The 14,115-nt window shown below is 72.0% G+C and carries 14 protein-coding genes; 9 read left to right on the top strand and 5 right to left on the bottom strand.

Translation table 11 applies throughout. The features are described from left to right. Positions 1–60: 60 nt before the first annotated feature. Complete coding sequence (locus POL25_RS42495) at positions 61–1,503, bottom strand: hypothetical protein (protein ID WP_272092174.1); 1,443 nt, start codon at positions 1,501–1,503, stop codon at positions 61–63. Here POL25_RS42495 and POL25_RS42500 point away from each other — a divergent pair. Further along, positions 1,478–2,002 (top strand): hypothetical protein, encoded by a 525-nt coding sequence (locus POL25_RS42500; RefSeq protein ID WP_272092175.1) that lies wholly within the window; start codon positions 1,478–1,480, stop codon positions 2,000–2,002. The two genes, POL25_RS42495 and POL25_RS42500, sit on opposite strands and share 26 nt — an antisense overlap. A 363-nt stretch (positions 2,003–2,365) precedes the next feature. Here POL25_RS42500 and POL25_RS42505 read toward each other — a convergent pair whose 3' ends face one another. Beyond that, positions 2,366–3,478, bottom strand: coding sequence for a hypothetical protein (locus POL25_RS42505; protein ID WP_272092176.1), 1,113 nt, complete (start codon positions 3,476–3,478; stop codon positions 2,366–2,368). A 395-nt stretch (positions 3,479–3,873) separates the two neighbouring features. On the opposite strand from POL25_RS42505, the gene tnpA reads away from it, so the two are divergent. Then, positions 3,874–4,089, top strand: coding sequence for an IS66 family insertion sequence element accessory protein TnpA (tnpA, locus tag POL25_RS42510; RefSeq protein WP_272092177.1), 216 nt, complete (start codon positions 3,874–3,876; stop codon positions 4,087–4,089). Here tnpA and POL25_RS42515 read toward each other — a convergent pair. Continuing rightward, positions 4,086–4,421, bottom strand: coding sequence for a hypothetical protein (locus POL25_RS42515; RefSeq protein ID WP_272092178.1), 336 nt, complete (start codon positions 4,419–4,421; stop codon positions 4,086–4,088). The two genes, tnpA and POL25_RS42515, sit on opposite strands and share 4 nt — an antisense overlap. Positions 4,422–4,865: 444 nt before the next feature. Between POL25_RS42515 and POL25_RS42520 the strand changes: the two genes are divergently transcribed. From POL25_RS42520 to POL25_RS42550, 7 genes are all read left to right on the top strand, one after another. Continuing rightward, entirely contained in the window at positions 4,866–5,483 is a 618-nt protein-coding gene (locus POL25_RS42520; protein WP_272092179.1) for a class I SAM-dependent methyltransferase, read from the top strand. Between the two features lie 186 nt (positions 5,484–5,669). Further along, entirely contained in the window at positions 5,670–6,254 is a 585-nt protein-coding gene (locus tag POL25_RS42525; protein WP_272092180.1) for a hypothetical protein, read from the top strand. A 191-nt stretch (positions 6,255–6,445) separates the two neighbouring features. Next, complete coding sequence (locus tag POL25_RS42530; RefSeq protein WP_272092181.1) at positions 6,446–8,239, top strand: amidohydrolase; 1,794 nt, start codon at positions 6,446–6,448, stop codon at positions 8,237–8,239. Between the two features lie 205 nt (positions 8,240–8,444). Next, complete coding sequence (locus POL25_RS42535) at positions 8,445–9,833, top strand: alginate export family protein (protein WP_272092182.1); 1,389 nt, start codon at positions 8,445–8,447, stop codon at positions 9,831–9,833. Between the two features lie 46 nt (positions 9,834–9,879). Continuing rightward, complete coding sequence (locus tag POL25_RS42540; RefSeq protein WP_272092183.1) at positions 9,880–10,536, top strand: isochorismatase family protein; 657 nt, start codon at positions 9,880–9,882, stop codon at positions 10,534–10,536. Between the two features lie 6 nt (positions 10,537–10,542). Then, positions 10,543–10,806 (top strand): DUF1427 family protein, encoded by a 264-nt coding sequence (locus tag POL25_RS42545; protein ID WP_272092184.1) that lies wholly within the window; start codon positions 10,543–10,545, stop codon positions 10,804–10,806. Next, positions 10,784–12,412, top strand: coding sequence for an MFS transporter (locus POL25_RS42550; RefSeq protein ID WP_272092185.1), 1,629 nt, complete (start codon positions 10,784–10,786; stop codon positions 12,410–12,412). The genes POL25_RS42545 and POL25_RS42550 overlap by 23 nt, the downstream gene beginning before the upstream one ends. A 136-nt stretch (positions 12,413–12,548) precedes the next feature. On the opposite strand, the gene POL25_RS42555 is transcribed toward POL25_RS42550, so the two are convergent. After that, on the bottom strand, positions 12,549–12,899 hold the full coding sequence (locus tag POL25_RS42555; protein WP_272092186.1) for a hypothetical protein: 351 nt from the start codon (positions 12,897–12,899) through the stop codon (positions 12,549–12,551). A gap of 780 nt (positions 12,900–13,679) precedes the next feature. Then, positions 13,680–13,841: a DUF1328 domain-containing protein gene (locus POL25_RS42560; protein WP_272092187.1), complete on the bottom strand. Its 162-nt coding sequence runs from the start codon at positions 13,839–13,841 to the stop codon at positions 13,680–13,682. Positions 13,842–14,115: the final 274 nt, after the last annotated feature.

Genomic DNA, 14,115 nt, shown 5'->3' on the forward strand with positions numbered 1-14,115 from the left:
CTCGTCTTCACGGCCGCTCCCGCTGCGCTCACGCAGCAGGAGCGGCCGCTGCCGCGCCGCTCACCCGCACATCCCGCAGCCGAATGACTCGACCTCGGCGACGCACTGCCCGTCCCACTCGACGTTGCAGCAGAACCCGTCCTGCGCGCACACGCAGGCCGAGACCGCCGCGTCGTCGCACGACGGCGAGTCGTGCGGCGCGCAGCAGCCGGTGTCGACCGGCGGCTCGACGCACATGCCGCAGCCGAGCGTCTCGACCTCGGACACGCACAGCTCGTCCCACTCGACGTTGCAGCAGAACGGGTCCTGCGCGCACACGCACGCGCTGATCGCCGGGTCCTCGCACGACGGCGTGTCGAGCGGCTCGCAGCAGAGGTCTTGCGGCGCGCCGCACGTCCCGCAGGCCTGCGACTCGACCAGCGCCACGCAGGCCTCCGTCCACTGCGTGTCGCAGCAGCTCGCATCGACCTCGCAGACGCACGCCTGCACCTCGGCGTCGACGCACCCCGGGCCCTCGCCCGCCACGCAGCACTCGCCGGGCTGCGCCTCGCATAACCCGCAGCCGACCGAGTCGACCAGCTCGACGCAGCTCGCGTCCCACTGCTGCTCGCAGCACGCCGGCGCCTGCGCGCACACGCAGGCCTCGACCGCCGGCTCGTCGCAGCCGGCCCCCGCGTGGGCCTCGCAGCACAGCCCCTGCTCGACCTGACACGCCCCGCACCCTGCCTGGTCGACCATCGCCACGCACGCGTCGCTCCACGGGCCGAAGCAGCAGTCCGGCGCCATGTTGCACACGCACGCCTCGACCAGCGGATCGACGCACCCGGGGGTCGGATTGGCCTCGCAGCACTCGCCCTTCGGCGGCCCCTCGCAGAAGCCGCAGCCGAACGAGTCGACCGCCGCCACACACTCCGGCCCCCACGCGTCGATGCAGCACGTCCCCTGCAGGCCGCACACGCACGCCTCGACCCCGGGGTCGAGGCACCCGGGGGTCGGGTTCGCCTCGCAGCACTCGCCCTTCGGCGGCCCCTCGCAGAAGCCGCAGCCGAGCGAATCGACCGCCGTCACGCACTCGGGCCCCCACGCCCCGTCGCAGCAGCCGGGCAGCTGCTCGCACACGCAGCTCTCGACCGCGCCGTCGAGGCACCCGCCGCCCGCGTGCGCCTCGCAGCACTCGCCCTTCGGCGGCTCCTGGCAGGTCCCGCACGCCAGCGTATCGACGGCCGCGACGCACTCCGGCCCCCACACGCCCGCGCAGCAGTCCGGCAGCTGCGCGCACACACAGCTCTCGACAGGGTCCTCGGTGCAGCCCGGCCCGACGCCGACCTCGCAACACGGACCCTCCGGCGGCGGACACGAGCCGCACCCGAGCTCGCTCACCAGCGCCACGCAAGCGCTCGTCCACTGCCCCTGACAGCACGAAGCGTCGACCGTGCACACGCACGCCTCGATCGCCGGATCGCCGCACAGCAGCGGCTTGCAGCAGGGCGACGGCTCGACCATCGTCGTCTCGCTGGCCGAGCCCGGGCTCGTCGTCTCGGTAGTCTCCGTCGTCGTCGTCGTCGTCGTCGTCGTCTCCGCCGTCGTCGTCGTCGTCGTCGGCACGGTCGTCGTCGGCTCGCCGGTGGTGGTGCCGGGCTCCGTGGTCGATGTCGAGGTGCCGGGCTCGGTCGCCGCCGATTCGGACGAACCGTCCGACGCGCCGGTGCTCCCTGTCGACTGCGTCGCGTCGTCGGAGCAGGCGGAGAACAGCGGAGAGAATGCGACGAGCGCGAGGGTGAGCGAAGCAAAACTACGCAAGCGAAGGCTCCTGAACGCGGAGGACGGCGCCGCCGCCGTCGCGCCGCAGCATCGCAGCGCGCAGGGCAACACCATGGTCACCTATACACGAGGACCGCCCCGCATTTTACGGTTCTCGAATCCGCCATGCATCCGGCCCCGCTGCCCGACCAAGTCCCGCTCTCAGCAATGTGAGATCGCACTCGGCCTCGACCCACCCTGATTCCGCAGTCTGCCCGTCTTCCCATGCGGACCCAAGCCAATCGGATTTCTGCTTCAAACTGCTCGGACCGATGCCGGCGAATCCTTCATGAATGCTCCCGGCGCGCATCCGACCCGATGCCGACGGGCGAGCGCTCCGCCCCTCGTCGGGCTCGCCGCACGAGATCGCTGTCGACCCCCAATGATGCGACCGACGAATCGCCTCCGGATCGATGGCACCTCGGCGCGCATACGCAGCGCCTCCGACGAACCGCCGATTGCGGAAGACGTCGCCGCCGCCCCGCGCCCCCGCACAGCACCGACGAATCGCCGACTCCGAGGAACTCGCAATCGACGCTTCCCCGCGCGCCGCGGAATCACCGCCTCACGAACCGCGCCCGAGCGACTTCGGCCCCGCCGACTTCTTCGCCGCCGCGTGCGGCGGACGCTGGGCGCGCTCGACGATCGCCGCCAGGTACGAGGCCGCGCTGTCGCGTTCGGTCAGGTGCTCGCGCGCCCGCGCCACCACCGTGTCGAAGTCCGGCCGCGCGGTCGGATTCGCCGGATCGGGGTTTTGCACGGCTGCCAGGATGCTGAGCAGCAGCTCCTCGCTGCGCGCCCGCTCGCGGGCCTGGGCCCGGCGGCCGAACAGCTCGCGCACCAGCAGGATGGTGACCAGCAGCAGCACGACGCCGAGGCCGATCGCCAGCCAACCGAACAGCCCCAGCGACGCCTTCTTGTTGGGGCTGATCGAGATCCCGAGCTCGCTCATGCCATCATTGACGCCGAGCACCAATTGCTTGGACAGCGCGCGACCGAACGCGCCCACCGCCCCGCCGTCCTCGCCGCCTGCCACCGCCAGCATCGTCGGCCCCAGGTCGCGCTCGAGCACCGTGCGCAGCGCCGGGCCGAGGTTGTCCTCGACCACGCGCTGCACCGCCGGCCCGAGATCTTCGGCGACGACGTCGCCGAGCGCCGGCCCCAGCTCCTCGCGCAGGCCCTGCGCCGTCGATTGCATGAACGCCGACAGCGCGGTGCGCGTGACCCCGTCGACGAACTCGCGGGTGAGGCGGCGATTCTCCGGCCCGACCGCCCCGGCCATCACCGCCCCGACCAGGTCCTTCACGCTCTTGGTGAGCGCGGGCGACACGTCCTCGCCGACCGCCCGGCCGAGCGCGCCGCTGATCGTGCGAATGTAGCGATCGCTCGCCTCGCCGATCCGCTGCATCCGCTCCTCGTCGGTGAGGCCGTCCATCGCCCCGCCGGTGATCGACTGCGTGAGGTCGTGGACGGCCGCCTGGATCTCCGGGTCTCGCAGCAGCCGCCGCAGCCGCGCGCGGTTGTTCTCGTCGTCGAGCGCCTGGAGCGTGCCCTCGAGCCCGCCCTCGACCCCGCCGCGCGCGATCTCGCGGGCATTGTGGGCGCAGGCGGCCTGAGAGAGCACGAGGGCGCCGACGAGGCACAGGGCGCGGCGTCCAAATTGAAGGGTGGCGTGCATGCGGGGTCCAGGCTGCGCGTGCGCCCGTGAGGGCCGGGCGGACGAGCATTCTTCCGGTTCGTGCGAGTCGCGTCGGCAGCGCGCGACGCTGCTCGCCGCTGCCTCCGCCATATGATCGACCCGGCAGCGCGAGCAACCGGGCAAACGGCGACCGGCGCAGGAACCCGCCGCAGAGGCCGGTTCGCCCGCGCGCTCGCGTCCCCGTCCACCGACGCAGCCCCCGACGTGGCGCAATCCGCACAACCCGCGCGCCTCGGGGGCCCCGGGACCCGCGACGCCGGCGCGAGCTCGTCGTCCGGGGATCCGGTGCGGCTGGATTTCAGGCCGCGGACGATCCGGGCGCGGGTGGAGCTGCGGCGGAGGAAATGGGGTCCATGACGACACAGGAGCGAGCGATGGCAGGCCCACCGGCGTCGAGCAGCCTGTCGTGCAAGGACTTCGCGGCCCGGGCCGGCGTCAACCCGCGGACGCTGACGTGGTGGAGGTCGAAGCTGGCGAGAATCGGCACGGCCGGGCCTGCGCCGGCCTGCTTCGTCGAGGTGACGGAGCAGCTCGCCGCGCTGGCTGCCGCGCCACCTATCGCTATTGCGGCACGCGTGCAACCGCTCTAATTGATGCGGATCCGCGAGATCTTGCCGTCCAATCCGTTGTTGCGGATGAAGGTGACCCTCACGTACTCATCCTCGTACGTGCGCTCGAACGTGGGAACGATGTACTCCGGGGCCGGTCGCTTGACGTTGATGATGCAGAAATCGTCGGACGTCGACCCGGACGGGTCATCGTATAGACGGATCTCTGCCCCCGGCCTGACATTGAAGAATTTGGCCGAGCGGATCTCGTCATTCCTGACCGGCTTGAAGTCTTGACCCGGAGCATCCTCGACCGTCTGGATGATGTTCTGAGTGGCGTCGTTACCTTCGTAGAATGCGATGATCCCTGACATGTATCCTCTCTCCCGGGCGTCGTTTGCCCGCCCCGATAAAGACCGATCTGCATTCCCCAGTCAATGAGCGATGTCGCCCTATAGAAGTCGGATTCGGGCGTCTTTGAAGCGTTCTGCGCGACATCACGCGAAGCGGCGGAGGTCCCAATGCGACGGGTCGCACGGGTTGGTGCGTCGCTTCATTCCTGCTCGCCGTGGTTGGGAACCACGATCTCCATCACCGCGCTCGATGTGATGCAGATCGCAATTCTAGACCGGTGTCTACGGCGCAGCGCGTGCGGGGACGCCCGACCGGCGCCCCGCCGACCCAACGGACCCGTCAGCCACCGTCACCCGCTGCGGGGCGCAATGCTCGTACATGTCCTTCGGGACATCCTCGGCGCCGCGGGCGACCCGCCGGCACGCGCGCGTCAGATCGGCTCCCCGCCGTGCTACCCCTCGCGCATGAGCGAAACGACCCCCCACCCCGGTGTCCCCTCGCAGCTGTTCGTCCAGGCCTACGAGGGCACCCCCCCGTGGGACGTCGGCGCCCCGCAGGCCGCCTTCGTCGCCCTCGCCGACGGCGGCCTCATCCGTGGCGACGTGCTCGACGTCGGCTGCGGCCCTGGCGACAACGCCCTCTTCATGGCTGAGCGGGGTCACGACGTGTGGGGCGTCGACCTCGTGCCCGAGGCGATCGCGCGCGCCCAGGCCAAGGCCGGGGCGCGCGGGCTCGAAGTCCGCTTCCTCGTCCACGACGCCCTGAACCTCGCCGCGCTCGGCCGGCGCTTCGACACCCTGCTCGACTCCGGCCTCTTCCACGTGTTCGGCGACCGCGACCGCGTCCTCTACGTGCGCTCGCTGGCCGACGCCATCCAGCCCGGCGGGCTGCTCCACATCCTCTGCTTCAGCGACGAGGAGGACGCCGAGCACGGCCCGCGGCGGATCGGCCAGGCCGAGCTGCGCGACGCCTTCAAGGACGGCTGGACCGTCCGCGACATCCGCCCGGCCCGCTTCGCCAGCCTCGCGCACCCCGGCGGCGCGCGGGCCTGGTGCGCCACGATCGAGCGCGCCGGCGAGTGACGCTGTTCGCCGCGATGCCGACCGCGCGGCAGCAGGCGCGCGCGCGGCCCTGACGGCCCGCTGGGGGATTCTCGTGGCCGAACGCGACCCCGGCCCGCGAGTCGCGGCCAACCGCACGCTGCTCGCATTCTCGCCTGCGGTGATTCACCCTGGTCGCGCGCGCCCCCGGGTGTAACTTGCAGCCGCATGAAAGCCCGCTCGCTCGCCGTCACGCTCTGTACCCTCGCGCTCGGCCTCGCCTCGACCGCCGCGCACGCCTCCAACTACCCGCCCGACTACGACATGTGCAGCCTCACCGAGACGCTGTACTCGGGGCCGTTCAAGGTGATCCGCGACTTCGTCGATCCGTGGGACGAGCACTACAAGCTCACCATCGTCTACGACGGCTACCTGCGCGACAGCTACGCCGACGACCAGATCAACTTCTACGTGTCGGTCAACGGCAACAACGCCATGCTCGACGCCCTGCCCGGCGCCAACGACGACGCCTACGTGTTCCTCGACTCCGGCCCGCGCGCCTGTCACTGGTGCCCCAACGGCCCCAACCCGAACAGCTCGTGCGCCAACGTCACCTTCGACCCGTACCAGAGCGGCAAGTGGCTCTGCAGCTACCCGAGCGCCGTCGAGAACCACCTGTTCTACTGGACCCACGACGAGTTCGGCGGGCTCAACGCGTGGGACCTCGAGCTCGCGGCCGAGGCCGGGGGCCAGTGGGACAGCAACTACGGCGGCAACTTCGACCTGCGCTTCGAGCCCAACACCTGCTGGTGAATGACGGGTCCCGAAAGCGCGGTCGTGCGGCCGCCGGGCCCCACCCGCTCGCTCGCGCGCGTCCCTCGGGGCAATCACCACAGTCGCACCCACCCTCGCCGCGCGCGGGAGAATCGTCGCAGCGCCTACCCGCTTAAAGGCGGGTATACACTGCGACCATTCTTTTGCGAAGGTCCGTGCGGACCTCGCCGATGACAGCCCGCACGGACGCCGACCTCTTCCTCTTCAACGGCAACATCACGACCATGGATCCGCGGGCCCCCGCGGCCACGGCGGCGGCGATCCAGAACGGGCGATTCGTCGCCGTCGGCGACGACGCGACCATCCTGGCCCGCGCCGGCGCCGGCCCGCGCATGATCGACCTGCGCGGCCGGCGGGCGATCCCCGGCCTCATCGATTCGCACCTCCACCTCATCCGCGGCGGCCTGACCTACAACAGCGAATTGCGGTGGGACGGCGTCGCCTCGCTGTCCGAGGCGCTGCGGCGGCTGCGGGCCCAGGCCCAGATCACCCCGCCGCCGCAGTGGGTCCGCGTCGTCGGCGGCTGGTCGGAGTTTCAGTTCGCCGAGCGGCGCATGCCGACCCTCGACGAGCTCAACGCCGCCGCGCCCGACACCCCCGTGTTCGTGCTCCACCTCTATTCGCAGGCGCTGCTCAACCGCGCCGCGCTGCGGGCCGTCGGCTACACGCGCGACACGCCCGACCCGCCCGGCGGCGTCATCCAGCGCGACCGTCACGGCGAGCCGACCGGCCTGCTCGTCGCCAAGCCCAACGCCTGGATCCTCTACGCCACCCTCGCCAAAGGCCCGCGGCTCGGCCTCGACGAGCAGCGCAACAGCACGCGTCATTTCATGCGCGAGCTCAACCGCCTCGGCATCACCGGGGCGATCGACGCCGGCGGCGGCTTTCAGCAGTACCCCGAGCACTACCAGATCGTCGAGGAGCTCGCGGCCGCCCGCCAGCTCACCGTGCGGATCGCCTACAACCTGTTCACCCAGCGCCCGGGCCAGGAGCTGGCCGACTTTCAGCAGTGGGCCGACAGCGTCGCTCCCGGCCGCGGCGACGATTATTACCGCCTCAACGGCGCCGGCGAGATGCTCGTCTACTCGGCCGCCGACTTCGAGGACTTCCTCGAGCCGCGACCCGACCTCCCGCCGCACATGGAGGCCCAGCTCGGCGCCGTCGTCGAGCACCTGGTCGCCAATCGCTGGCCGTTCCGCCTGCACGCCACCTACGACGAATCGATCGCCCGCATGCTCGACGTGTTCGAGGCCGTCGATCGCAAGGTCCCCTTCGCCGGCCTGCGGTGGTTCTTCGATCACGCCGAGACCGTGTCCCCGCGCAGCATCGACCGCATCGCCGCGCTCGGCGGCGGCATCGCCATCCAGCACCGCATGGCCTACCAGGGCGAGCATTTCCTGCGCCGCTACGGCCCCGAGGCCACCAGCGACGCCCCGCCGGTGAAGCGCATGCTGGCCGCCGGCATCCCCGTCGGCGGCGGCACCGACGCCACGCGCGTCGCCAGCTACAACCCATGGGTCGGCCTCGCCTGGCTGGTCTCCGGCCGCAGCGTCGGCGGCACCGAGCTGCTCGGCCCTGGCGCCCGGCTGTCGCGCGAGCAGGCCCTGCGCCTCTACACCGCCAGCAACGGGTGGTTCTCCGGCGAGCACGGCCAGCGCGGCCTCGTCGCCGCGGGCTGCCTCGGCGACCTCGCCGTGCTGTCCGACGACTACTTCGCCGTGCCCGAGAGCCAGATCCGCGACCTCACCTCCGTGCTCACCGTGGTCGGCGGCGAAGTCGTGCACGCCAGCGGCGAGTTCGGCGGCCTCGCCCCGCCGCCGCTGCCGTTCAGCCCCGACTGGGCCCCGCCCGCGCACCACGGCGGCTACGACCCCGGCCTCGTCGCCCACGCGCTCGGCCGCCGCGCCCACGCCCATCATCACCACCACCACTTCGGCCTCGCCTGCCCCTGCGCGGTGTTCTGATCCCATGCACCTGTCCTCGCGGACATACCAGGCGCCGCCCCGCGCCTGGCCGGGGGCTCGCGCGCCCGCAGCCCGGGCCGCCGCCCTGGCGGTCGCGCTCGGCGGCCCCGGCCTCGCCCGCGCCGAGCCGGCCGGCGGTCCGAACGGACATGTCCCCGGAGACATGCCGCATAGGCCAGGTTCGTTCGCACATGCCCACAAGGACATGTCCACGAAGCCAGCCTCGCCCGCCCAGGCCGCGGGCGCCAGCGAGGCCGCCGCGCTCGCCGGGCGCGGCGCCGGACCGCCCGCAGCCCCGCCGCCGTACCGCCTGCTGCGCGCCGACGAGGACTACCGCTACCTCCGCGACCCCCGGCGCCGCGTCGACTGGCTCGATCGCCTCAAGTACGTCCCGCTCGGCCCGCGCCGGCGGGTCGCGCTCGGCTTCGGCGGTGAGGCCCGCCAGCGCCTCGACAGCTTCCGCCACCTCGACTGGGGGGCAGGCCCGCCGCGCTCGCTGTCGTGGCTGCAGCGCTATATGCTGCACGCCGAGCTGCGCGCCCCGAACTTCCGCGCCTTTGTCCAGCTCAAGAGCGCGCTCGAGCACGGCCGCCCCGGCGGCCCGCGGGACGTCGACCGCGACGACCTCGATTTCCACCAAGCCTTCGCCGAATTCGAGCACGAGCGCCCTGGCCTGCGCCTCGTCGTCCGCGCTGGCCGCCACGAGCTCGGATTCGGCTCGGGCCGGCTCGTGTCGCCGCGCGAGGGCCCCAACGTGCGCCGCAGCTTCGACGGCGTCTCGCTGATCGTCGCCGCCCGCCGCGTGCGCGCGCACCTGTTCATCACCCGCCCGGTCGCCACCCGCCCCGGCCTGTTCGACGACGGCTGGGAGCGCGGCCAGTGGTTCGCCGGCGCCCACCTCACCGTGCCCTCCCCGCTGCGCGGCGGCCAGGTCGACCTCTACGCGCTCTACCTCGACCGCCCCGGCGCCGTCTATCAGCGCGGCGCGGCCCACGAGCGGCGCCTGTCTCTCGGGACACGTTGGTTCGGCGCCGCCGGCCGGCTCGACTACAACCTCGAGGCCGTGCTGCAGACCGGCACGTTCGGCGCCGCCCCGCTGCTCGCCTGGACCCTCGCCAGCGACACCGGCGTCGCCCTGCCGCTGCCGTGGCGCCCGCGGCTCGGCGTGCGCCTCGACGTCGCCTCCGGCGATCGCGGCGGCGATCGGCCGATGGGCACCTTCTCGCCGCTGTTCCCCAAGGGCTCCTACTTCGGCGAGGACGGCACTCTCGGCCCCGCCAACTTCTACGACCTCCACCCGATGCTGTCCCTCGCGCCGCTGCAGCGCCTGAGCCTCACCTTCGACTGGGTGTGCCTGTGGCGGTACAGCCGCGCCGACGGCGTCTACAACGTCCCCGGCGAGCCGCTCGTCGCCGACCTGAACCCCGAGCGCTTCATCGGTCACCGCGCCGGCGCCAACCTCGAGGTCGAGCTCGGCCGCCACATCGGCTTCGTCGTCACCCTCGGCCGGTTCTTCCGCGGCCCCTTCCTCGCCCGCGCCGGCCGCCCGCGCGACCTCGACTTCATCGCCACCTGGCTGACCCTCAAGTTCTGACTCCTGTCATTTGCCAATCACACCAATCACCCAAGGTCCATTCATCATGCCCACCGCCACCGCCACGCCCGCCCGCTCGCTGCTCACCCCGCGCGACCACACCCTCATCCTCATCGATCACCAGCCGCAGATGGCCTTCGCCACCCGCTCGATCGACGCCGTCCTGCTGCGCAACAACGCCGCCATGGCCGCCCGCGCCGCCCGCATCTTCGAGGTCGCCACCATCCTCACCACCGTCGCCGAGAAGACCTTCTCCGGCCCGATCTTCGCCGAGATCGCCGCCGCCCAGCCCGGGCACGACATCCTCGATCGCACCACCATGAATTGCTGGGAGGACGCCAGCGTGGTCGCCCGCGTCAATCAGCTCGGCCACTCGCGGATCGTCATCGCCGGCCTGTGGACCTCCGTCTGCATCGTCGGCCCCGTGCTCTCCGCGCTCGAGCAGGGCTTCGAGGTCTACGTGATCACCGACGCTTGCGGCGACGTGTCCGAGGAGGCCCACGAGCGCGCCGTCACCCGCATGGTCCAGGCCGGCGCGCGCCCGCTGACGGCCCTGCAGTACCTGCTCGAGCTCCAGCGCGACTGGGCCCGCGGCGACACCTACGGCGCCGTCACCGGCCTCGCCGCCGAGCTGGGCGGCGCCTACGGCCTCGGGATCATCTACGCCAAGGCCATGTTCGGCGGCTCCGAAGGCGGCCACTAGGCGGCCATGAAGCTCTACCTGCTCTCTCTGGGCGTCGGCGTGCTCGTCGGCGTCCTCTACGGCGCGCTCAACGTGCGCTCGCCGGCGCCGCCGATCGTCGCCCTGCTCGGGCTGTTCGGCATGCTGCTCGGCGAGCAGGTCGGGCCGGTCGCGCGGCGCATCCTCGCCGGCCAGCCATTGACGGCCGCGTGGTTCTCCCGCGAGTGTACGCCCAAGATCACCGGCGTGACCGCGCCCGAGCCCGACCATGGCGACCCCGTTTCCCGCTGAATCACCACCCTCCGTCTCGGCCTGGGCGCCGCTGCGTCACCGCGTGTTCCGCTCGCTGTGGCTCGGCGCGCTCGGCTCCAACATCGCCTTGTGGGTGCAGAACGCCGTCGGCAGCTGGGACATGACCACCCTCGCCGACGCCCCGATCTACGTCGCCCTGCTGCAGACCATGTCCGGCGCCCCGGTCCTGCTCGTCGGCCTGCCCGCGGCCGCCTTCGCCGACCTCTTCGATCGCCGCGGTCTCCTGGTCGGCTTCGCCGCCTGGATGGCCGCCGTCTCGCTGGTCCTCGCCGCCCTCTCCTTCACCGGCGCGCTCGGCCCCGCCGCCCTGCTCGCTGCCACCTTCGCGCTCGGCCTCGGCGCCGCGCTCTCGGCCCCGCTGTGGCAATCGGTGCTGCCGTCGCAGGTCGCCGCCAGCGAGCTCGCCTCCGCCGTCACCCTCGGCGGCGTCGCCGTCAACCTCGCCCGCGCCGTCGGCCCCGCGCTCGGCGGCGTCGGCGTGGCCCTCCTCGGCAGCGGCGCCGTCTATGCCTTCAACGCCTGCCTGTTCACGCTCGTCGTCGTCCAGGTGCTGCGCTGGCGACCCGAGCGCGAGCGCCCGCCGCAGAGCCCCGAGCGGGTCGTCGGGGCCATCGTCGCCGGCCTGCGCTTCGCTGGCCACGCCCCGGTGCTGCGCGCCGTGATCGCCCGCGCCGGCGCCTTCATCGTCTGCGGCAGCGCCTTATGGGCCCTGTTGCCGGTGATCGCTCGCCGCGAGCTGCACATGAGCCCCCTGCGGTTCGGCGCCCTGCTCGGCTGCGTCGGCGCCGGCGCCCTGCTCGGCGCCGCCGTCATGCCGCGCCTGCGCGCCCGCTGGGGCCCCGATCGCCTGACCCTCGCCGCCAGCCTCGCCTACGCCGCCACCATGCTCGCGCTCGGCTTCGTGCGCAGCGAGGCCCTCCTGTACCTCTCCATGCTCGCCACGGGCGTCGCCTGGATCAGCATCATGTCGAGCCTCAACGTCGCCGCCGCCTCGGCCGCCCCCGGGTGGGTCCACGCGCGCGCGCTCGGCCTCTATTTATTGGTGTTTCAAGGCGGCCTCGCGCTCGGCAGCCTCGCCTGGGGCAGCCTCGCCGGCCTGCTCGGCCCGCCGCGCACCCTCGCCATCGCCGCCGCCGGCGTCGCTCTCGGCGCCCTCGTGACCGTGCGCTGGCGCCTCGGCGACGCTCGCCGCGAGGCCTTCGCGTCGTGGAGCGCCTGGCCCGAGCCCGTCGTGCTCGGCGCCGACCTCGACCACGAAGCCGGCCCCGTGCTCATCGTCCGCCGCCACCGCGTCCCCGCGGCCCACCGCGCCGAGTTCCTGCGGCTCTGCCAGGCGCTCGAGCACCTGCGCCGGCGCGACGGCGCCCGCGAGTGGTCGCTCTACGAGGACCTCGCCGACCCCGACCTCTTCGTCGAGACCTTCACCCTCGCCTCGTGGTCCGAGCACCTGCGCCAGCACGCCCGCGCCGTGGTCGCCGACCAATCCTTGCTCACTCGCCTCGCCGCCCTCGCCGAGGACGCCGGCGTCACCCACCTCGTCGACGCCCGCGCCCTCGCAGCCGCCCGCGCCCGCGCCCCGCAGTGAAGCTCCATCGCAGCGCGACGCGGTGCGAAGGCATCGCCCGAGAGCAGGGCGAGCCCAAGGCGGTCACCACGCATTCGTCGCAGCGAGGCCCTGTCGCGTGATGGACGGTCTGCCTCCACAAGGCCGCCGGGGTCTCCTAACGAAAGGGCCGCCAGAGATCTCGTGCTTGTCCCTCAATCGTTCTTATGGGGCCGAATAGATCCTCGAGGCGTTGAAATAATGTGTAGAACTCAAAGAAGAAGACCTCATCAGACCACGCGTTCGCTCGAGTGGTTGCGACGAGCCGGAGCTCCTTCGGTGTTGCGCCGCGGGCCAGTTCGATATGCAGACGAGGTTGGTCGAGCTTCGCCGACGAGAGCACCGCGTCCGCGACTGGCATCTCGAATTCGAAGGTCCAGTGCCTTGCCCAACTGCCATCAGGTCCGCCAATCCAGTCGGGCCAGGGGTTCAGAATGATGGGTGCGCTATCGTACCCGTCGGTGCTCATGATCCTCTCTCCCGCGCAAGGCCGAATGTGGGCTCACGACCACTCTAGCAGCCCTCAAGTGGAGCTCACTGCGACCGCGGCGGTCGAGGGGGCTGCCGCGTGCACGACCCGCCATGGGCGCCTCCCGGGCCCCACGATCAGCGAGCGATTCCACGCATCCCCCGGGCCACCGCCTCTCGCCACCTCCGAACCCGGCTTCGACCACCACCCTTGAATCATTCTCGCGCATGCGAATGGCGGAACTTGCGCGGTTCCCCGAACCATCTTCCAAGTCCTCGCCCGCCCACCCAGCGCATCCTGCGCGCTCCCGGCTCGAGCAGCCCGGTCCGCAAGTTTTACCCGCTCTCTGCAGGGACTTTCGCGAGCCCTGGCGGCCCTCGCGGTGCAAATCGCTGGTGCCCCGGGGCATCGCCCCCCGCACCTTCCGCGGCGCTCGCAGCCCGCGCCGGCGAGCAATGCCCCCGGTGCTAAGCGCGGCCGCGAGCGATTGTGAGCATTCCAGCGAGCTCGGGCACGCGAATCGGCGCGCCGTCCCCTGTGCCCGGACGCATGAACCCGCGCCCTCGCGAATGCGAGCACCGCCCCGACGATCCAGCCCACCCAGCCGGGCCCGTCGATCATGACAGCCTCGCCACGCTCCTCCCCCCGAACCCCGCGCGAACGCCCTCGTGCCCCCGCACCGCCCCTCGCGTGGGGCCGCGCGCGGTCACTGGCACTGTCTTGATCGAATATTGATACCTGACGTCGGGGACAGCCGCCGAGCGGCCTCTGCCGCGCCTGCTAGCCGAACAGCAGGCCCGCGGCCAGCATCACCGCGAAGCCCGCGAGGAAGATGTAGAAGAGGACCTGCGCCAGGTGGACCGCGAACACCGTGATGCCGCCGAAGCCGAAGAACGCAGCGGCCAGCGAGATGAGAAGGAAGATGAGCGCCCAGCGAAGCATGTCCGAATCCTCTTGAGCCACGTATTTTCGGATCGCCGACAGGCGCAACCCGGTTCGTGGGGCCCACGAGGGACACCCGTTCTTTCGCCTCCCAGGCCCATCTCCGGGCCTTTCTCCGGCTCGCGGGCGTTCGTCCGCGCACGGGGCGCGGCCGCCCGGGCTTGCCACCGACCGCGCGCCCCTCCTCTCCGATCGCCGCGAAGCGCCTCCCTTCGGCCCTCCGCGGCCGAAAACCGCCCTCGACCCCGCGCGCGGGTCCGCTGGGCGCTTCGGA

Source organism: Nannocystis bainbridge (assembly GCF_028368995.1).
Taxonomy (GTDB): domain Bacteria; phylum Myxococcota_A; class Polyangia; order Nannocystales; family Nannocystaceae; genus Nannocystis; species Nannocystis bainbridge.